Source organism: Acetobacterium wieringae, from assembly GCF_026646375.1.
Classification (GTDB): Bacteria; Bacillota; Clostridia; order Eubacteriales; family Eubacteriaceae; genus Acetobacterium; species Acetobacterium wieringae_A.
In genome coordinates this window covers 1-19,517 of record NZ_JAIPPU010000008.1, presented here as the reverse complement: position 1 = coordinate 19,517, position 19,517 = coordinate 1, and the positions used below count along the sequence as shown (strand labels likewise).

20 protein-coding genes and 1 pseudogene are annotated in these 19,517 nt (G+C 42.0%); 10 read left to right on the top strand and 11 right to left on the bottom strand.

Annotated features, from left to right (window positions below):
• Nucleotides 1-129 precede the first annotated feature (129 nt).
• Nucleotides 130-753: an Ltp family lipoprotein gene (locus tag Q7P33_RS08665; protein WP_303869316.1), complete on the top strand. Its 624-nt coding sequence runs from the start codon at nucleotides 130-132 to the stop codon at nucleotides 751-753.
• 409 nt (nucleotides 754-1,162) lie between these two features.
• Nucleotides 1,163-1,675 (top strand): heme-binding protein, encoded by a 513-nt coding sequence (locus Q7P33_RS08660; RefSeq protein WP_303869313.1) that lies wholly within the window; start codon nucleotides 1,163-1,165, stop codon nucleotides 1,673-1,675.
• A gap of 88 nt (nucleotides 1,676-1,763) precedes the next feature.
• On the opposite strand, the pseudogene Q7P33_RS08655 reads toward Q7P33_RS08660, so the two are convergent.
• Both Q7P33_RS08655 and Q7P33_RS08650 read right to left on the bottom strand, forming a co-directional pair.
• Nucleotides 1,764-2,020, bottom strand: a pseudogene (locus Q7P33_RS08655) (Txe/YoeB family addiction module toxin).
• Complete coding sequence (locus Q7P33_RS08650; RefSeq protein WP_070369589.1) at nucleotides 2,013-2,282, bottom strand: type II toxin-antitoxin system RelB/DinJ family antitoxin; 270 nt, start codon at nucleotides 2,280-2,282, stop codon at nucleotides 2,013-2,015. Before Q7P33_RS08650 ends, Q7P33_RS08655 begins: the two are co-directional and overlap by 8 nt.
• 529 nt (nucleotides 2,283-2,811) lie before the next feature.
• Here Q7P33_RS08650 and Q7P33_RS08645 point away from each other — a divergent pair.
• Nucleotides 2,812-3,372 carry a TetR/AcrR family transcriptional regulator gene (locus Q7P33_RS08645; RefSeq protein ID WP_303869311.1) on the top strand — a complete coding sequence of 187 codons (561 nt, stop codon included), beginning with the start codon at nucleotides 2,812-2,814 and terminating at the stop codon, nucleotides 3,370-3,372.
• Nucleotides 3,373-3,495: 123 nt separating this feature from the next.
• Entirely contained in the window at nucleotides 3,496-4,659 is a 1,164-nt protein-coding gene (locus Q7P33_RS08640) for an aldo/keto reductase (protein ID WP_303869309.1), read from the top strand.
• A 182-nt stretch (nucleotides 4,660-4,841) separates the two neighbouring features.
• Here Q7P33_RS08640 and Q7P33_RS08635 read toward each other — a convergent pair whose 3' ends face one another.
• Nucleotides 4,842-5,213, bottom strand: a complete 372-nt coding sequence (locus Q7P33_RS08635; RefSeq protein ID WP_070369595.1) for a hypothetical protein — start codon at nucleotides 5,211-5,213, stop codon at nucleotides 4,842-4,844.
• A 416-nt stretch (nucleotides 5,214-5,629) separates the two neighbouring features.
• Between Q7P33_RS08635 and Q7P33_RS08630 the strand changes: the two genes are divergently transcribed.
• The 3 genes from Q7P33_RS08630 (at nucleotide 5,630) to Q7P33_RS08620 (ending at nucleotide 7,310) form a co-directional block, all read left to right on the top strand.
• Nucleotides 5,630-5,791, top strand: coding sequence for a YtxH domain-containing protein (locus tag Q7P33_RS08630; RefSeq protein ID WP_303869307.1), 162 nt, complete (start codon nucleotides 5,630-5,632; stop codon nucleotides 5,789-5,791).
• Between the two features lie 17 nt (nucleotides 5,792-5,808).
• Nucleotides 5,809-6,372 (top strand): hypothetical protein, encoded by a 564-nt coding sequence (locus tag Q7P33_RS08625; RefSeq protein WP_303869306.1) that lies wholly within the window; start codon nucleotides 5,809-5,811, stop codon nucleotides 6,370-6,372.
• A gap of 233 nt (nucleotides 6,373-6,605) precedes the next feature.
• Nucleotides 6,606-7,310 carry a hypothetical protein gene (locus Q7P33_RS08620; RefSeq protein ID WP_303869304.1) on the top strand — a complete coding sequence of 235 codons (705 nt, stop codon included), beginning with the start codon at nucleotides 6,606-6,608 and terminating at the stop codon, nucleotides 7,308-7,310.
• A gap of 26 nt (nucleotides 7,311-7,336) precedes the next feature.
• On the opposite strand, the gene Q7P33_RS08615 is transcribed toward Q7P33_RS08620, so the two are convergent.
• A complete protein-coding gene (locus Q7P33_RS08615) occupies nucleotides 7,337-7,639 on the bottom strand; it encodes a hypothetical protein (protein ID WP_303869301.1) in 303 nt (100 codons plus the stop codon).
• Between the two features lie 292 nt (nucleotides 7,640-7,931).
• On the opposite strand from Q7P33_RS08615, the gene Q7P33_RS08610 reads away from it, so the two are divergent.
• Nucleotides 7,932-8,198 carry a glutaredoxin domain-containing protein gene (locus Q7P33_RS08610; RefSeq protein ID WP_250934491.1) on the top strand — a complete coding sequence of 89 codons (267 nt, stop codon included), beginning with the start codon at nucleotides 7,932-7,934 and terminating at the stop codon, nucleotides 8,196-8,198.
• A 222-nt stretch (nucleotides 8,199-8,420) separates the two neighbouring features.
• Here Q7P33_RS08610 and Q7P33_RS08605 read toward each other — a convergent pair whose 3' ends face one another.
• The 7 genes from Q7P33_RS08605 to Q7P33_RS08575 form a co-directional block, all read right to left on the bottom strand.
• Nucleotides 8,421-8,942 carry a hypothetical protein gene (locus Q7P33_RS08605; RefSeq protein ID WP_303869295.1) on the bottom strand — a complete coding sequence of 174 codons (522 nt, stop codon included), beginning with the start codon at nucleotides 8,940-8,942 and terminating at the stop codon, nucleotides 8,421-8,423.
• Nucleotides 8,870-9,205: a TfoX/Sxy family protein gene (locus Q7P33_RS08600; protein ID WP_303869292.1), complete on the bottom strand. Its 336-nt coding sequence runs from the start codon at nucleotides 9,203-9,205 to the stop codon at nucleotides 8,870-8,872. Before Q7P33_RS08600 ends, Q7P33_RS08605 begins: the two co-directional genes overlap by 73 nt.
• 461 nt (nucleotides 9,206-9,666) lie before the next feature.
• Nucleotides 9,667-10,449: a hypothetical protein gene (locus Q7P33_RS08595; protein ID WP_303869290.1), complete on the bottom strand. Its 783-nt coding sequence runs from the start codon at nucleotides 10,447-10,449 to the stop codon at nucleotides 9,667-9,669.
• 308 nt (nucleotides 10,450-10,757) lie between these two features.
• Nucleotides 10,758-11,645 (bottom strand): alpha/beta fold hydrolase, encoded by an 888-nt coding sequence (locus tag Q7P33_RS08590; RefSeq protein WP_303869287.1) that lies wholly within the window; start codon nucleotides 11,643-11,645, stop codon nucleotides 10,758-10,760.
• Nucleotides 11,646-11,667: 22 nt separating this feature from the next.
• Nucleotides 11,668-12,066, bottom strand: coding sequence for a hypothetical protein (locus Q7P33_RS08585; protein WP_303869285.1), 399 nt, complete (start codon nucleotides 12,064-12,066; stop codon nucleotides 11,668-11,670).
• Nucleotides 12,063-12,287: a TetR/AcrR family transcriptional regulator gene (locus Q7P33_RS08580; protein ID WP_303869281.1), complete on the bottom strand. Its 225-nt coding sequence runs from the start codon at nucleotides 12,285-12,287 to the stop codon at nucleotides 12,063-12,065. Before Q7P33_RS08580 ends, Q7P33_RS08585 begins: the two co-directional genes overlap by 4 nt.
• A 259-nt stretch (nucleotides 12,288-12,546) precedes the next feature.
• Entirely contained in the window at nucleotides 12,547-13,179 is a 633-nt protein-coding gene (locus tag Q7P33_RS08575; RefSeq protein WP_303869278.1) for a DUF305 domain-containing protein, read from the bottom strand.
• Nucleotides 13,180-13,937: 758 nt separating this feature from the next.
• On the opposite strand from Q7P33_RS08575, the gene Q7P33_RS08570 reads away from it, so the two are divergent.
• The gene (locus tag Q7P33_RS08570) at nucleotides 13,938-14,786 is read left to right on the top strand and encodes an AraC family transcriptional regulator (protein ID WP_303869276.1); all 849 of its coding nucleotides are present in this window, start codon (nucleotides 13,938-13,940) and stop codon (nucleotides 14,784-14,786) included.
• Nucleotides 14,787-15,383: 597 nt separating this feature from the next.
• Complete coding sequence (locus tag Q7P33_RS08565; RefSeq protein ID WP_303869273.1) at nucleotides 15,384-19,478, top strand: GLUG motif-containing protein; 4,095 nt, start codon at nucleotides 15,384-15,386, stop codon at nucleotides 19,476-19,478.
• Nucleotides 19,479-19,517 lie beyond the last annotated feature (39 nt).

The window sequence follows — 19,517 nt, the reverse complement described above, 5'->3', positions numbered from 1 at the left end:
CATCTGTTAATAAATATTGATTTTTGTTAACTTATATCGTCCAATGTTAAAATTTTACTCTCCTTAATCATTTCTTCGTTACATTTTAAATAGTATAATCAAATTATTATTGAAAAGAGGAGGTTCTTCATGGAAGAGAATGTTAAGGTGCCTTGGTGGCAGAAAACCTGGGTGGTCGTCTTGGCTTGTATCTTTGTTCCCCCAGCAGGGCTTGCACTGTTGTGGATTGGTAAAAAAGGCGGCATGGTACTTCGAATTATTCTAACGGTTATTTTAGGTTTTTATTCATTGGCGTGGTTGAGTGGATTTGTTGGCGGAAATAAGTCGGCCACCGTCAGCGACCAAACGGCGACCAAAACTGAGATAGTAGCCGAGGATAAATCAGCTGCTGATAAAGCTGCTGCTGATAAAGCTGCTGCTGATAAAGCTGCTGCTGATAAAGCTGCTGCTGCCAAGCCACAGGTAACGATGGGTCAGAAAAATGCACTAAGTAAAGCAAAATCGTATTTAGACTTTACGGCATTCTCTTATTCTGGTTTAATCTCACAGTTGGAGTTCGAAGGTTTTTCTACCGAAGATGCTACGTATGGAGCAGACAATTGTGGTGCTGACTGGAATGCTCAGGCAGCGAAAAAAGCTAAAAGTTATTTGGATATGACATCATTCTCACGTGATGGTCTAATTGAACAGCTGTTATTTGAAGGTTTTACCAATGAGCAAGCCGAATACGGTGTGACAGCTGTTGGTTATTAATCGTTTTAATAAATAAACATTGAAATTTTCTACGGGAACCCATGCAGGTTCCCTCTTTCACTCATCTCTCTACAAAAATTGAGACACAGGGACGTTTCGTTCATCATAACTCTCATTTTAATAAAAGCACCACCATCGCCTTTCCCACCCCAGCGCCCGACTCAATTTACTATGGACACTCCACCGCAACATCCCGCAATACTTCCACAATGTTTCTTAGATCTGAGATTGGTTTGATATTTGGCATTGTCAACAATTCTTTTCTTGTTGAAAAAATCATACCCTGATTTGATGTTATCTTCAACAGCAAACTGCTGTAGTTGCAAAAATGATCAGCCGTTTTAAAAAAAGTCGTATAAAAATCAAATTTGGGGTAACAATAGTTTATAAACCACAAGGAGGAAAGATCATGCCAAATTATGAAACCCCAGAATACACAGTGATTGAGAAAGATAATGATTTCGAGCTTCGCGCCTACAAAAGTTATCTGACGGCTTCGATCGACGATAAAAAAAGTGAAAACGCCAGTGGATTTAATCAGATTTTTGATTACATCAACGGGAACAATTCCAAACATCTAAAAATTGCAATGACTGTTCCGGTGTTTAATGAACTCGGAACAGGTATTTCAATAACAGCGTTTGTTCTTCCCGCTAAATATGCCAACGAACCGCCCCCAGAACCGGGTAATTCACGAATTGCCATTAATAAAATCGATGAAAAAACCGTTGCTGCCATTACTTTTTCCGGTTCCGTGAAAAAAGAAAAGCTTGCTGAACTCCAATCAAAATTACTCCAATGGCTTCAGGAAAAGAATCTTAAGACCCATGGCAATTTCCGTCTGGCCCGTTATAATTCCCCCTTTACGCCTTTGTTCTTAAGACACAACGAACTGCTGATTGATGTCGAGAAGCCCCTCTAAATCCCACACTATTAAAACGCTGAAAAAAAGACCTGTCGTGCATGACCCGGGGGACGTTTCGCTTAGCCAATCCGTTTGCTTTATCCGTTTATTTATAGTGAAAACGACATTGCACAACTTCGATTTGACCGTCTTTTATTCGGTATACAATACGATTGGTGTCATCAATTCGGCGACTCCAAAAACCCTGAAATTCATGCCTTAATGGTTCTGGTTTCCCAATTCCTTCATAACCATTCCGGTCAATATCCTGCAAAGTACATTGATTCGCTTTAATGTCTTTTTATCCTGGCTTTGCCAATATAGGTAATCTTCCCAGGCCTCATCCGTCCAGACCTTATTCATCATCAGCCTCAATTAGCTCATGAATGGTTCCCTTGCCAGCCTCAAGACTTTTGATGGATTTTCTTAATCTTTCCACGTTTGCTTCACTATAGAAAAAATCATCATTGATCGTCAAATCAAAGGGAATTCCATGCTTACGAACCACCGCTCTTGCAAAAACATTGATCGCTGCTGTCATATTTAAGCCCAGTTCTGTACAAATCATATCAAAGTTTTTTTTCAATTCTTCATCCATCCGGATGTTGAGATTTGTTTGTGCCATAATTTGTCACCCCTTATCTAATATTTAAAGATATTATAGCCTATTTTATTGACATTGTCCTTAAATATAATTACAATACACATCTTATTCACCCATTATTCAAATCAAAGGCACCACTTTGGAGACATGGGGACGTTTTGTTTGTCATGTCCATTACTTTAACAAAAGCGCCTTTCCCAGCCCCAGAACCGACTCACTTGGCGGATAATCCCCCCATTTTCTTTTGAATCTTCACGATCCGCTGAGTTCGCTTATCTGCCAACAATTCCTTCAACAACGTTATCCATTTCATTTGGGTCGATTTTTTTAAATCCAGAATAAGCTACGAATCCACGATGGCGATCTGCGAAAGCTGCATCTGCCATGAGACCAATAGGCAAGCAGGTTATCCCAAATCTTTTTATTTCGTGAAGGCAGATAAAAAAGTTTAAAAGCAAAGTATGTCAGAAATTTAAATTGACTGAATAGTCATTTTACAGTATAATCAACATCATCAAGATTCAAAAAAAGATTGGTCAGGAGGCATGAATTGGATAAGCGCGACAGACTATTAAGAGCAGCCTTAAAACTTTTTAATTTATATGGCTTTGATAACACACCAACCGCTCGGATTACAAAAGAGGCTGGGGTGGCAACCGGGACACTGTTTAACTATTTTGGAAGCAAGGAAGAACTGATTAATGTGCTTTATTTGACCTGCAAAGAATCCTTGACCCGGCGTTTAACCCTTGGTCTTGAACAGGAATCGACTTTCAGAAGCAAACTCAAACGGATTTATATTAATTACATCGGCTGGAGCCTTGATCATACTGACGAATTTTTGTTTTTTCAACAGTTCTGTAATGCTTCCTGTATCGGGGAAGCCACCCGGAAAGAAGGGTTAAGTAAATTTAATAATATCATGGAGTTAATTTCCGAAGGAATTGAGCAGGAAATTATCAAAAATGTCAGTCTGGATTATATGAGCAATCTGCTGATGGGTATCCTCAATGCGAACACCTATTATTTTATTGATAACCCCAGTTTGGCAGCCGACGACGGATTTGTTGAAACGTCATTTAATTTTCTATGGGACAGCATTAAAAACTAATTTTTTTTGCAAATGAATGACTAATCAGTCATATTGATTGTACGTCATCACAGTTAAGATACAATGAAATCAGAGAATACTGATCAAAAGCGTTTATAATGAATTAATGAAGGAGCTACGTATATGAATTATCGAATCAATCCTAAAAATGGCGACAAACTTTCTGCCCTGGGTTTTGGGTGTATGCGTTTTGCCAAAGATGAAAAAGAGGTTGAGCAACAAATCATCTATGCCATTGAAAATGGCATCAATTATTTTGACACCGCCTATATTTATCCCAAAAGCGAAGCGATTTTAGGCCGGGTGCTTGCCAAAGGCTATCGTGACCGGGTAAAAATTGCCACCAAGATGCCGCCCTATTTAGTAAAGAAGTATGAAGACCTGGATAAGATTTTCAATGCCGAACTGGAGCGGCTGCAAACCGATCGTATTGACTATTATTTTCTGCACATGCTAACCGATGTCAATATCTGGACGCGGCTGGTCAATTTAGGGATTCTCAAATGGATTGCGGAAAAAAAACAGGCCGGACAGATTATCAATATTGGTTTTTCATACCATGGCGGCCGGGATGAATTCATAAAACTGGTGGATGCCTATGACTGGGAATTTTGTATGATCCAATATAATTTTCTGGATGAAAATAAACAGGCTGGCAAAGGCGGTTTGGAATATGCTGCTGCCAAAGGGTTGCCGGTGATGATCATGGAACCCTTAAGAGGGGGGAAGCTGGTTACCAATCTGCCCAAGGAAGTTTATAAGGTGTGGGACAATGCTTACGTGAAGCGTTCCCCAGCGGAGTGGGCCTTTCGTTGGATTTGGAATCATCCCGAAGTTACGGTTGTTTTATCGGGCATGAATTCACAGGCGATGGTTGAAGAAAACATTAAAGTCGCATCCCAGGCGAAAGCCAATGCCTTTACTGAGGCTGATTTCGGGTTGTTTAATCAGGTCACCCAAATACTTAGCGAAAAGATAAAAATCCCCTGTACCGGATGTAATTATTGCTTACCGTGTCCGAAAGGTGTTGACATTCCTACGTGCTTCTCAACCTATAATGATCGGGAGATTGAAGGAAAAACAGCGGCGCTTAGCAAGTATATTATACAAACCAGTGTCAAAAGCCAGACGAGTAATGCATCTCTTTGTTCAAAATGCGGGAAATGTGAAAGCCATTGCCCCCAGAATATAAAAATAAGAGATGAGCTGACGACAGTTGCCAAAACCATGGAAGGCTTTTATTATAAACCAACCCGATTTTTAATCAAACGCTTTATGAAATTGTAGCGTTGTTTTTATCAATTTAATCAAAAATATCAAGATAAAATTACGGAAACCTGTTACCAGCGAGTGGCAGGTTTTTTGTCGTTTCAGAATCGCTGAAATTCTCTAAACCCGCAACACTTATCGGAAAGGATTGTAACAACGTTTGTTCTTCCCGCTAAATCTGCCAACGAACCTCCTCCACCTCAGCCTTTTGGCTTCACAATGTTTTGAAACCATTTAACCCCAAACAGAGCTCCCAGTGCTATAAATGGCACCAGCAGCAACAACCCCAACCAATTGCTATTGCCAATAATCAGGATCATCATAATCTGAAATGACACCACTGCCGAACAAGCCAGGGTTGCCATAATATTGGCTTGTCGGGCTCCTTTAGCGGTGCGATACAGGGCTTTAAAAGCTGGCAACGAGTGCAAAATCGCCAACACAAAAAATACCGCTGCCGGTATAACAATGAAGTCCCCAATCTTCGCTTGATAAACAAATTGCAACAGTTTCGAAACTACTGAGAGTAGCACGCCAATGGCAAGAAATAGAATATTTTTTCTGTCTTTCATTATTTCTGATCCCTCCTTTTTCATTTTCAATAAACAGAGCCTTTTTTGTTGTCTTTGCCAATGCCAGTGATCTTCCCATGGCTCGACTATTTTTGTTAAAAAAACTGGTTTGCCACCGCAACATCCCGCAATACTTCCGGATCGTTTCTTAGGTTCGAGACTGGTTTGATATTTGGCATTGTCAACGACTCCTTTCCAGTTGATAAAATCATATCCTTATTTGATGTTTTATTCAACTGCAAATACTTGGCATCGGTTCATTTGTGGAGTATCTCTCAAATCAGCATAAGTCCCCCTGGCATCAGGGCTTCTGAACTATCCGTTTATTTACTGTGATCTAATCACCGATTTCAAAAAAAGCCTTTGATACAATAAGAGACATTCACTTGACCCATCAAATTTTTTCGGAGGTAAAAATGTATATCAAAATAATCGACTCACGTGTCAAAGGCGCACTGGGGCTTCTTTGCTACAAACGGCTTGGCTACCTCAACGGCAGTTACCCCATTACTGACAAACTGCATCGAAATGGGATTTATGGAACCAGTCCCGGTTTTATGATCCGTTCTTCGTTTTAAAGTGAAGGTGCTGTTGTATGAAAAATAATCGATTCTTATTTCTCCTGGTACTGACTTATTTTACTTTGGGATTTATCAATATTCACTTCGCCATTTTAGGTCTCATCTGTATGATGCTGCCCTTTATTTTATTGTTTAGAAACCGTAAAAAAACCTGGTGCCAAGGCTACTGCCCCCGGGCCAGTCTGCTGAACAAAACTGGCAAACTTACTTCGAAATTATCGTTGAAAACGCCAGCTTTTTTTATCCAGGGTAAGATGAAATGGATTATGCTTATCTATTTTGGCATCAGTCTAACCATTATCACCATGACCACCATTCGTGTTGGACTGGGCTTTTCACCCGCTTTGGAATACCTGCGTTTTCTGATTGTGATTCCCCTGCCATTTGAAATGCCTCAATTGATCACATTTGAAAGGCTACCAGCCTGGTTGACGCATCTGTCCTACCGTTTTTATTCCATGATGATGACCACCACGTTTATCGGTGTGATTCTGTCCCTGGTTTATAAACCACGCACCTGGTGCACCATCTGTCCCATTTCAACCATTTCCGGCGAGTATATTAAATATACACGTTGACCGCTTGTACATTGCGCAGAGTATGGTTGTCAAAATCAACACGCATCCGCATTCCACAGTGACAACAAATTTGACAGTTCAACACACCTTGATAACGCAACGCCTGCAGGGTTTATCAAACTCGCCAAAATCCTTACTGATAACCTTCGCTTTTACGAATTTTATTTTAATCAATAGATTTACAATCAAAATAAACTTAGTTATAATAAATAAAAAAATCTGGAGCGTTGTTTATGAAGACATTTAAGTACAGTACGATTGTGACCCTGGTTTTAACGGTTTTATCTGCAATTGCGATTTTTGCGATTGACGATATAATCCCCGATTTAATTGTCGACCCGTTTAAAAGTCATATTCTTAATAACCTCGATAACTACAATTCGTTTCTTTTTGGCATCTTTACCGGATCGCTCGTCAGTCTGATTGTCGCAATTGTCAGTTATGCCACCGAACGCCGACGGTTGATTGCCGAAATCTGGAATAATGCCAGAAAACTCAATGTCAATTTTAAGTTGCTGCTGCTCGACAACATTGACTATAACGGGCTGACGCCTGAAAAACTGATTGAAACCGTTGAAAAACAGGCGTTTAACCGGCAGGTTCGCGAATGGCTGAGTTTTTACAGTGCGTCCTACCTGATCAGCATCACCCAGCTGGATTTTCTGATCAATCGGGGTAAAACGATTGATCAGATCAAAGCGATTGATAAAAATGTCGACGTCTTAAAGTCCGTCGCCGACAGTCTGATGAATGCGTTTTTGAACAAGCAGCTAAACAACAACTATGGCATCGTTGAGATTGAGAGTGTCTTTAAAGTGATTAGCTATCAGGACGAGGAACAGGTGATTCAAACGATGGAACGACAGCTGGATGACCTGCTGGCGTCTTTTAATAAAAACAATATCCGCCACCATATGAACATATCCCGGCAAGCGTAACACTCGGGCGCCGATCGGCCCCCCTGCTACCAATGAATCAGCCAGTTTTTTGGAAAACCCTGGTTTATCCTTAAAATGCGGATATGCGCTATAGGCAATAGCCACGTCAAAGCCATTGTCTGAAGCCGGTAAAAATCGACATTGTCAAAACAGACGAATGGCAATGGACATTTAGCCCGTGCCTGAGCAATCATTTGGTCGGATAGATCGATCGCCAGGATTATCTCCGACTCCATTAAATAGGGAATCATCACGCCTGATTTTTCCAGCGCGAAAACCAGCAGCGGCACCACTATAATCTGAAGAATAATACCCGGTATAGCCGTCATAAAAGCGATTGTACTCCCGATTCCGACGAATCCAAAACAGCCATTTTATTATTCTTAACAACTGCTCTCTTCCGGGTATGTGTTCACTTTTAGCGCCTTCATTTACCGTATTAACTCGGTTTATCCTAAACTGTTTGATAACCTGTTTTATTTTTCTCCGTTTTTGAATATCTCCGTTTTGCCACTCGGTTTTTGAAACGTTTTTTTGAAAAATACTGGCGTTTTAAGTGACCAGTGGTGGGTAGAATAATACCATCACATTGATCCCTGATGATGTAAAGAAAGGAGACCCATGAAAAAAGAAATAAAATTGTATACCTGGCCGTTTTGTCCGTATTCCAATGGTGCCAAAAAACTGCTTGATGAACGAGGAATTGCCTACACCGATGTTGATATTTTTAAGAATGATGACCTGCGTTATCAGTTACAGGCAGAAACCCATCACTATAGCGTCCCCTTTATTTTTATCGGGGAGACCTGTATTGGCGGCTTTTCGGACCTGAAAAAACTCGACGAGGAAGGCGAACTGTCTGACTTGATTGACGAGAAAAAGGATTAATGCATAAAAAAAACGGCTATCACACACTAGCCGTTTTTTTCTTCCGTCAAAAATATCCATAAAGATGGTTTGATGCCTCACGCTGCGGTTGTTTGGCGCATCATGAAGATTTCATTGCGCTGATTGTTTCGGATTGTCGAAGCTTTAATGTCGTTAAAAACAATATATCGCCGCTATGGCAGATTGGCTGTGACTGCCTCACATCAAATGTGACCAACGATTTTAATCAAAGCGAATCGGCATGGTCTTAATCGCTGCGCCAACAACAGCTGCTGTGATCGCAACAATATCAATCCCCATCGGAAATCGAAAAAGCAAACTGATTGCAAGGTAGATACAGCAAAGTAATGTCATTTTTAAAAACACCTTTAAATGCGCCCCTGCATATGCTTTTCTTTTTTCACTGCCCGCTGCTTTTGCTTCCTCAAAGCTGGGCCCGCCATTAATCCAGTAGACATATTCACCGGCATAAATCATCCACATTAATCCATCAATGGCAAGCACCATGAACATCAGGATCATTTTAACCTCAGCACCCGCCCCCCAAGTAATCTTTAAGTGTTCCTGCATTATTCTGTTGATCCCCATTGGCATCAGGGTGCTTGCTGCCAGAAAGAACAGCAGCCACAAAATAAGTGGTTTGTAAGTCTTTTTATACACTTGCTGATTCATCATTTTTTCTTTTTCTTGGGTTTGGGCATTGGCAGTTCCTGATAGCTGGCCTGCAACAATTCCCCCAGCCACTCCCGGTCATCCAATGATTCAATCAAAAACTGTGGTTTGGCCCCGGGGTATGGAAGCCCCTCCTCAACGGTTGTCAGGTGTTCTTCGATCATGGACCGCCCCACTTCGGTTTTCTTTAAAAAAAACTGATTATCGCAGATCAGACCCACAATTTTTTCGTCAAGATAAACGCCATATTCGCCAAACATTTTTCTGCAGCTGACGTTTCCCGCTGCCATTAGTTGATCACAAACATACTCTGCAAATTCCTTACTGGTTGCCATTTTTGTCTCCTTTTATATTCTGGTCAGATACAAGCCGACAAACTACCTTACGCGCCAATTAATTTAACCAGTGCCCGCTTTAGCCGTTTACCATCACGTGACACAGGCATGACTCGAGGACGTTTCGTTCGTCATATTCCGGTTTGACAAAGGTGCTGTTTTTTACATTTCATCGACTTGTGTTTATCACAAACTGACCCATATTTCATTAATTATACCATCCATCAGCCTTTTGGTCTCACAATATTTTGAAACCATTTGTAACCAAACAGTGCCCCCATTGCTTTCCCCAGTACCGTCTCAATTGGTGGATACTCCCCTATGTGATGTAAGATCATTTTTTCATCAGATTGAGCAATGGTAGTTACTGATAGGCAGACCGCAATTACAAACTTATCTCTGACAATTTCTGTATTAGACAGAATTCACAACCACACAATAACCATCTTCTTGATACTCATTCATTTTTTATCTTTTTCATTTACCTCATTGACCCGGTTCATTTCAAACTGATCCATCACCTGTGACAGATTTTCCGAATTCATTAGCGCTGTCGGGAAATCAGAAATCGAAAGTGAATTGACCCACGAAACCGCTTGATCTTTATTTTGCGGTTTATCGGACAATGGCAAAATACGAATATTGTAGTCAACAATGGGAATGTCGTTTTCAACTAAGATGGTTTCCAAAGCTTTGGAAACTTCAGCAATTTTATCATAGGAAACATCTTCACTAAACAACGTCACATCGATCGTAATAGGCAGTGGCGGATTGTGGATATCCACTTGCATGTCGCGCTCAAGTAACAAGAAATTCGCTTCCTTGACAAAACGAAATGCAATATAATCAAAGTCATAATCCAACTTGCCATCAATCAGCTCAATTGATTTTTCTCGCAACTCTTTATCTAATCTTCGAAAAGTGGTAAAATTATTTTCAACCTCGTACTGGTAGTTATCACTCCTCACGTTTCCGTAGCTGTCAACGTAAATGTTAAATGCGGTATCCTTGCTTGTATTTGACTGCACCGATACGTAGTATGAGCCATCCTTAAAACTATACGCGCTCTTCGCAATCGAAAGATTTAAATCACTGTAATGGGTGTCCATATAGTGCTGCGCCCCTTTTCTCGCCAATCCGTTAGCTATCGGATTCCCGGTAAAACTATTGACCAAAGCTAACACGAGTATTGTTAAACCAACACCGATTGTCCCGATTATTATCTTCTTAGTCTTTAAATTCATCTCGCTCCCTTCCTTACGCGTAACAAAATAGCCGCCCGAAAGTGCCCTAAAATAACCCAAGCGCAACGATCAGCTAATGGAACATTCTACCTTCATTATTAAAAATGAGATAAATAACACTTTACTAAATTTTCATAAGAAAAGATAATTACTAAAATATAAATTGAAATGGTAATAAGAGGGCACTCCATCTGAGAACTGTGCGACATTTTTCTATTTCACTTAAAGCGACTTATGCTTAATTCAGAAAAACATAGACACGTTTTATTCATCTTATCTATTATACCCAACAGAAGGAGAATCATTTGTTAATCCACATGAATAAAGCGGTTAAATGCCTCATCGATTTTCACTGAATTTCCGGTCATTAAATGGCCTCCCGTTTTGCATGACACAAATGTACAATTTGGTATTTTCTCTGACCATAAAGCGGCTTTACTATAATCCGCCAGTTTATCATCTTCGGCATGCGCAATTAATACCGGAACACTCACTTTACTCATATCATACTCCTCATAATGATTATCCATATCAGTATTAGCAATTTTCGCATCTAAAACAATGCCATCATGTCTTTCACTTAATGGCATAATTAATCCGATCGTGTCACTGTCCATCCCCATCAGTGGTTCAAATAAGGGGCTAAAAAACCACATTGGAAAGTCATAACAGATTGCTGCAGGCGGTCCCACATAAGTGGCTTCGTTGGCTGGCTTTTCAGTTGCCGGATAACCGGAGCAGTATAAGATCAAGCCCTTTGTACGTTCTGGATGCAAAAGCGCAAATTTAATTGCAACTGCTCCTCCGGCGGAAGTGCCAAGCACATATACTTTATCAATATTTAATGCATCAAGCAGTTCAACAAAGGTTTCTACTTGACTATCAATACTCGGATTCGTTGCGACATCACTTCCCGGATACCCGAATCGAGAAGGAGCGATCACTCGATAAGTATCTGTTTTATCCGAAAGTGTATCATAGGCTTGATCGTAACCGCCGCAGATGCCATGACAGCTCAGGATGACTTCACCCACGCCTTCATCAATATAGGTTATTTTTCCGTATGATGTTTCAACGGTTTCTGCTTTATTCTGGTATGTTTCAAATCGTTCTGACGCCTTTTTCAACTCGAGATTAAATTTTACTACCAGCACAACCGCCACTACAACTAAAATACCGCTAATTATTTTGATCACTTTTCCCCTCTTCTTCAACTGATCACACCGTCCTGTTATAATTTTTTCCAAATGCTCTTATATGTTCATTTAAGTAACCCTTAATCTGTTCTTCATTCTCGGGATTACAATCATATTGTTGAAACAGTAACAGAATCGGCCCATAAAATTGAAGCGCAATGATTTCCAGATTTTCTTCCCTAAACAATTTACCTTCAACAAGCTTTACAAACGTCTTGCCTTGCTTACGAACCACACCTAATAAATAAGACTCCCCATACTGCCTGGCTATCTGTTCATTCCCAAACTGTTCACGCATTAACAATCTTCTAAAATTTGATACCAACGGATCTTTCGTAAAAAGAGAGAACAAATTCCAGGATATTTCACATAATTTTTTAAGCGATAATTTCTTATAGGCCGCAACAACATCTTCGGTCATGACCTCGGAACTTCATTTTCCTGATAGACCAATTCGATTCGCTCTTTCATGATCACCAAGATATTGTCTAAAATATCCTGTTTGTTTTTGAAATGCTTATATAGTGGGCTTTCACGTACGCCGACTACACTTGCAATGTCTCTTACTGATGCGCCCGAAAAACCTTTCTGTGCAAATAACTCCAAAGAAATATATACTATGCGCTCCTTAGCATTCATCATCGCTCCTTTAATAACACGCAAAAGTGAACAAATGTTAACCTAATAATAGTTAACACTTGTTCACTTGTCAAGTACATTATTTGAAATAACCCCAACAACACGGGGATGACATGGGGACGTTTCGTTCGTCATATTCCAGTTAAACAAAGAAGCTGTTCTGTCATTTTAATTTTTCAGGAATAGTTTCCAATCACTCTTTTAAATGCTTCGCACAACTGCATCAAATATCAGCCAGCGTCACAAATCATTCTCCGTCCGTTTAGAACCATTCTGACAACCACCTACGCATCATAAAAATCTCATTGCGCTGATTATCTCGGATTGTTTCAGCAAAGGGAATGATTTCGGCATGTTTGGCAAAGCCGCTGACGATCAATTGTTGTGACATCATCACTGCATCCATGTGATGGAAAATCATATCTTGCAGGAAGGCCTGATCCACGGCATCGCCCTTAAGGCCAGTAAGATCCCGCATCATCGGCTGATAATCAACCGAATGATCCTCATTGGGATACCAAGTATCAAGCCAGCTTTTCATCTGTTCAATTTCAGCACTCTGGGTTTTAATAATATCATCTGCGAAATTTTTCATCTCTTCACGCTGGGTATTCGCTTTCAGCGTATTGGCTGATGCTACAGCCTCTTCGTGGTGCGCAATCATATGAATTAAATAATCATGTTCGCTTTCAACCGATTCATGCATCATGCCAGAACCCATCACATCAGAATTCATCATCCCCGAATTCATCATCCATCCCAATCCATTATTAACGTTTTGTTGAATTGGGTTGTTGTTTGTCAGTAAAAAGATGATATAGGCCATCATCCCCATCAGAACCAGCAAAACCACGGCAGATGTTACACTAAGTATCACGATTGTAGTTTTTTTCATAATAGAAACCTTCACTTTCATACTAAAATCTTTCAGCGACAGCAATCCCTAATTGTATCAGCATCACAAATGCCCATCCAAGCCAATCGACCACCTTCAGGAACCAAGCTTTCATTGTACAAACCCAAATCAGGAACGCGCCATATACAGCATCTCTCAACACACTCAATCATACTTTGCAATCGGATTGATGGGAAAGCCGGTCCAAACATAAACCTGGCTTATTTTTCTGATTACCCTTCCGATAGATCTTTAAACAAAAAACTCAGATAGTCTCGTCTGCCATAAAGAGCTCTGGACACAAAAACAAAAAGATATAGTGGTCATAATGGCTACTATTGTTTTTACTGTTTTTTGCAATATTTGCCATTATCCCCTGTTTGGACATCGAAACCAGACCGTTGCTTCTCGCCCCCGACCAAGTCCATAGAATCGTTTTTGCTGAGCTTTTTCCCTATTGATGCGGACACTTTTTTTACTTCTCTTTAAATTTATAAATTTTCTGGCTTTGGGTACTTTCAGATCGAATAATTAATGCCTTCACAACGTGAAGTATTGAATTGCAGCCCAGTAGCCGTTAAACTTTTTCATCCTCCGACTTTTCTTTAACACTCGCCGTTTGTAAACTACCTGATTGTAAATAGGTGTTTAAATCGATATAATAATCTTGTCGTCTAAAAAACGACTCGCTAATTTGTGCATGAAAAGAGAGGACAAATCCTCTTGAAACATTATAATAACAATAAGGAGCTGAATCAATGGAATGGATTGAAAGACTAAATAATGCAATAAATTATATTGAAGAACATCTTACTGAGGAAATTGACTACAATCAACCTGCAGCAATTGCCTGTTGCTCAACTTATCATTTCCAACGAATGTTTGCATACATGGCAAATGTTCCGCTATCTGAATATATCCGACGCCGGAGAATGTCACTGGCCGCTGTGGATCTACTAAGTAGTGAGGAAAAAATTGTTGATGTGGCTTTAAAGTATGGGTATACTTCGCCTACTGCATTTAATAGAGCGTTCAAAACTATTCACGGCGTCGCCCCTTCTCTTGTTAAAGAAGGTGGCATTGAGCTACGCGCATACCCGCCGATCAGCTTCAAAATTACGATTACAGGAGTAGCGGAAATGAATTACAGAATTGAACAAAAACAAGCCTTTCGAATTATTGGCATTGGGCAACCCTTGTACAAGGAAATTGAAAAAAATTTCGAGATCGTCCCCCAAATGTGGCAAAAAGCTGCCACTGATGGCACAATTTCCAAATTAGCATCAATGATGGATCATCAGCCCATGGGACTATTGGGTGTCAGTGTCTGCAATAACGCCGAGGAATGGAAGTACTTTATCGCCGTTGCAAGTACTCAAGACATTGATGACAGCTTAACGGAATATCAAATTCCGGCCTCAACATGGGCTATATTTTCTGGTAGTGGTACGAGTCAATCCATTCAAGACTTAGAACGACGGATTGTCACCGAGTGGCTCCCCACTTCAGGCTATGAATACGGCAATGCCCCGGACATCGAAGTTTACATCCATGCAGATCCACAAAATGCCCAATACGAGGTTTGGATCCCTGTTATTAAAAAATAACAACCAGCATGTGCCGCAATGATCTGCGGAAATGTGTAGGCATAAAAATAAGCACGCTTTTCCCACTCATCTTCCAGACTGTCCGGATAGGAAATTTCAAACGGCTCACATCAGTTTAGTAGCAAAAATTATCTTTACTTTTAATTTTAACCATGGTATAAATTTTTCAGCACTATTCTTTTCTTTTTTAACCGCATTTAAATTGATTGAAGCACCTGCCAAATACCAATGACCGAATCATAAACAAAAAATTCCCCATCAGTCGTGATCAGAAAAACCGTCCGGGTGTATTCCCAGCGGGGTTTCACGGTTTCAGACAAAGACAAAATGAAAATTCTTTAATCCTCCGCCTTTCCCTGGGAACCGTTCCAAATAGCGATAATAGTGCCAATGACGAAAATATGCATCAAAATCAGCTAATGAGTCTGCGCTTTGTTTTTTAAGACCACAAAAACGGTGGCTTGCTGAAACAGATTTGTATTGAAGGTGATGAGCAGACAACTTTCCCTTTTCCGATGCCCATGGCGCTGTTTTAGTGCAAAGGGCCATTCGTTATATAAGTAAAAATTTGCAAGAAATACGATGACAGGAGAGAGCATGAAAACAAGCTTTTTTAGACCCTTTTTATTACTGTTTCTAATACTGACTGTTTTTTTTATCAGTGGCAACAGTGTTTTGGCGGCGGATTATGAAATTGATTCCGTGGAGGATTTTAATGCCTTTTCGACAGCTGTAAATGATGGGCATACCGATGCCAATACCACTGCTGTGCTGAAAGAAAATATTACCTTTAACGCAAATTCTATGATCTCAATCGGAACTGTTGATCATCCTTTTTCTGGCACTTTTGATGGCGATGACCATACAATCACCTTACCAACCGCTGGCAGCAGCCAGGGCGTTTTTGCTTCCAACAGCGGAACGGTCAGCAATCTGATCGTTACCGGCACAATTTCCAGTTCCGATTCGGACTATATCGGCGCAATAGCCGGTAAAAATGCCGGCACGATTACCGACTGCAGCGTAACCGCTTCGGTTGCCGGTTCGAGCAATATAGGCGGAATAGCTGGGTTTAATGATTTGGGCGGGAGTATTATCAACTGCAACGTTTCCGGATCGGTTTCCAGCGCAGGTAGCATGATTGGCGGTATAGCCGGCAATAATTACGGCACGATTACAGCCTGTACCCTATCCAGTGCGGCTTCGGTTTACGGTGATACCAATATAGGCGGAATTGCCGGACAAAATACCGACTCTTCCTGTCGCATTGAGAACTGTAGCGTTTCCGGATCGATTTCCGGAATCAACATGATTGGCGGAATTGCCGGCTATAATAATTCCTACATTGGAAACTGTATGCTTAATTCTAACGCTTCGGTTTTGGGTACTGGGGCATATAACCAATATATTGGCGGGATAGCTGGCAGTAATGACTCTGTCGGGAGAATTACCAACTGCAGCGTTTCCGTCATTGTGACCGGCAACAGCAATTGCGGCGGAATTGCCGGCTATAATTATCAAGGTACCATTTCTAATGTCTACTATCTAACCGGACAACTTGATGTTGGTTCATCTGATGGCGGCTCAATCGCTTCTATTGACACAGCCGCCGACACTTTTGCCTCCGGCTCAGTGGTCTGGGCATTGCAGAATCCAAAGCTTGTAAACTCTAATTACTCAGCTCAGTCTGGCTTGGTCTGGGGCCAGACGGTCGGTTCTGATCCCTATCCGGTGCTGACTTCTGCATCTGAAAAACAGGTCTATCAAGTCAGTTTTACCAGCGCTGCGAATTCTCTGTCTACCATTTACCTTAATCCTGGGCAATCAGGCACCATTCCAAGCAATACTTCCGGCTATTGCTGGTTGGACGGAAGCAATACCGTTTACGCCGCTGGTACGGACGCTTACACCATGCCCAATGTTAATACTTCCCCCGGACCGGCCAACCTTGCCTTAAGCGAAAGACTTCCTGCACCCACTCTTGATGCAGCCAAAAGTGTAGTGAATAATACTGAAAATGCATCCATTGCCGTCACTGCAACAAATGCGTCCAGCTATCGCTATCAAGTGGATGGCACCAACGGAGCCTGGACAGAAGCAAACCCTGTGACACCAAGCCTGACAGCTGGCACGCATACTGTCTATGTCGAATATAAAACAGACTCATCGGACTGGTCTGCACCTGCTTCGGTCATCATCTATTGCCTCGCCACGGATACAAGTCATAGTGCGATCGAGATCAGCTCGCCCGCTGATTTCAATGCTTATGCCACCTACTTGAGTGAAGGCGGTCACAGTATTAACAATGCCGCTTTAACCCAAAATATTAATTTCGACAGTACAACACTGACCACCATTACCAGCTTTACCTCCACCTTTGACGGCCAAGGCTTCACCCTTACCCTGCCAACTGCTGGCAGCAGCCAAGGCATTATTGCTTCCAACAGCGGAACTGTCAGCAATCTGAACGTGGCCGGCACAATTTCCGGGACGATCAGCTGTATTGGTGGTATTGCCGGTTTTAATTCCGGGACGATTACAGGCTGCAGCGTTACTGCTGCTGTTTCCGGTACAAACAACTGTATTGGCGGTATTGCCGGTTTTAATTCCAAGACGATTACAGGCTGCAGCGTTACTGCTGCTGTTTCCGGTACGAACAACTACGTTGGTGGAATTGCCGGCAGTAATGAAAATGGCGGAGATATTACCAACTGCAGAGTTACCGCCTCGGTTACCAGCACAGCCAGCTATATCGGTGGAATTGCCGGTCAAAACACCGGTGCTTCCAGTATTGCGAACTGCAGCGTTTCCGGTAATGTAACCGGCAGCAGCTTTATCGGTGGAATTGCCGGTTTTAACAATGGCACCATCTCCAACACCTACTACCTTGATAACATCGATAAAAATAACGGCGATGGAACCTTCTCCACAACTGCCGCAACTTTTGCCTCCGGTTCAGTAGCCTGGTCACTACAAAATCCAAATCTTGTAAACTCGTCTTACTCAGCTCAGTCCGGCCTAGTCTGGGGACAGATGCTGAGCACTGATACCTGTCCAGTACTGACTGATGTTTCCAGCAAACAAGTGCACCAGCTAATCTTTAAAAATACTGATAATACAACTTTTTTGTATACCCGTTATGCCAATGATGGTAGCACCGTAGTCAATTACCCAGCGCCAGCTTCCGGCTATCAATGGTTAAACGGCAGCAACAGCTTTGACGCTTCCACTTCTGTTACCAGTGATCTGACCCTGAAAAAAACACAATTGCCAGCCATGACTAATATTTCAGTCGCCAATTCAGTCACAATCACAGTGGGGCAAACCCCCAATTACAATATATCCGGTCATCCCGCTAATGCGAGCATCTCCTATTCGCTGGATAATTCGACTTTTAGCACGACTGCACCCACCTTCGCAGCAGCCGGCAGTTATATGGTTTATATTAAAATAACAGCAACCGGGTATCAGGACTACACAGCCAGCACAGCGGTCACGGTCAATGCCGCTGGCGGCGGCAGCAGTCCGACCATGACCGGAATAACCGTTACACCGCCAACAATTGTCCTAGGCAGTCCTTTAGCGTTTAATTTCTCCGGTTTGCCAAGTGGTGCGACAGTTTATTACAGCACCGACGGGCTGTCCTACAGCACCACGGTTCCTTCTTATCCAGTAGCAGGCACCTATACGGTTTATTATAAAATCAGTGCACCCGGTTATATAGATTATACCGCATCCACAACAGTCACCATCACAGCAACCCCTGCCGGTGGTTCAACCGTTGTATTTCCGTTCGGCGGTGGCGGAACGGGCAGTGCCGGAACCCTGGGGTCTCCAACCTATTTGCCTGGCGGCGGAACAGGCTATCCCTTTAACTATGATACCGGAGGTCTTCTACCAACTGGCAGCGGTGCAACCAGCTTCAGCATTGGCGGAGTTACTGATCCCTTCAGGATTCTGTTCGGAAGCGGTGGTTTTGTCAGCTCAGTGGCTAGTCTGGATGCCTCCGATAACAGTGCCTATGATCTATCCATTGATGCCGACACCGGTCTTATAAGCTGCTATATCAACTATGTTCCGCACAGCACAAGCATCACTTCAGACCAAATTGCCGGCACCCTTGATGAAAGCGATCAAACCATGCTATCGGCCACCGTTACGATCATTGCCAGCACTAAAAACTATGGTGATCTGGAAATCCCAATCGTTATTAAAGTGCCTCAAAAAAACTATAACGTTTCCTACCGCACTCATGTTCAAAATATCGGCTGGGAAAAAAATTATGTGTCAGATGGCAAAAAATCCGGCACCGAAGGCCAGAGCCTGCGGTTGGAAGCCATCGAAATCCAGATGAATTCCGACTACGATCTGGGCGTGTCCTACCGCACCCATGTTCAGAATATCGGCTGGGAAAAAAATTATGTGTCAGACGGCAAAAAATCCGGCACCGAAGGCCAGAGCCTGCGGCTGGAAGCCATTGAGCTTTCTTTAACCGGGGCCGATGCCGATTACTTTGACATCTATTATCGGGTTCATGTTCAGAACCTGGGCTGGCTTTCTTGGGCCTCAAACGGTAACCCCGCCGGCTCGGCCGGCTTTAGCTACCGACTGGAAGGCATCGAGATTGTGGTGGTGCCTAAAGGTTCGGACGCCCCTGGCGAAACTCAAAACTGCTTTGGAGTGTTATCATAAAAGTGCAGTCCCAAATTGCAAGGAAATGAGGTAAAATAA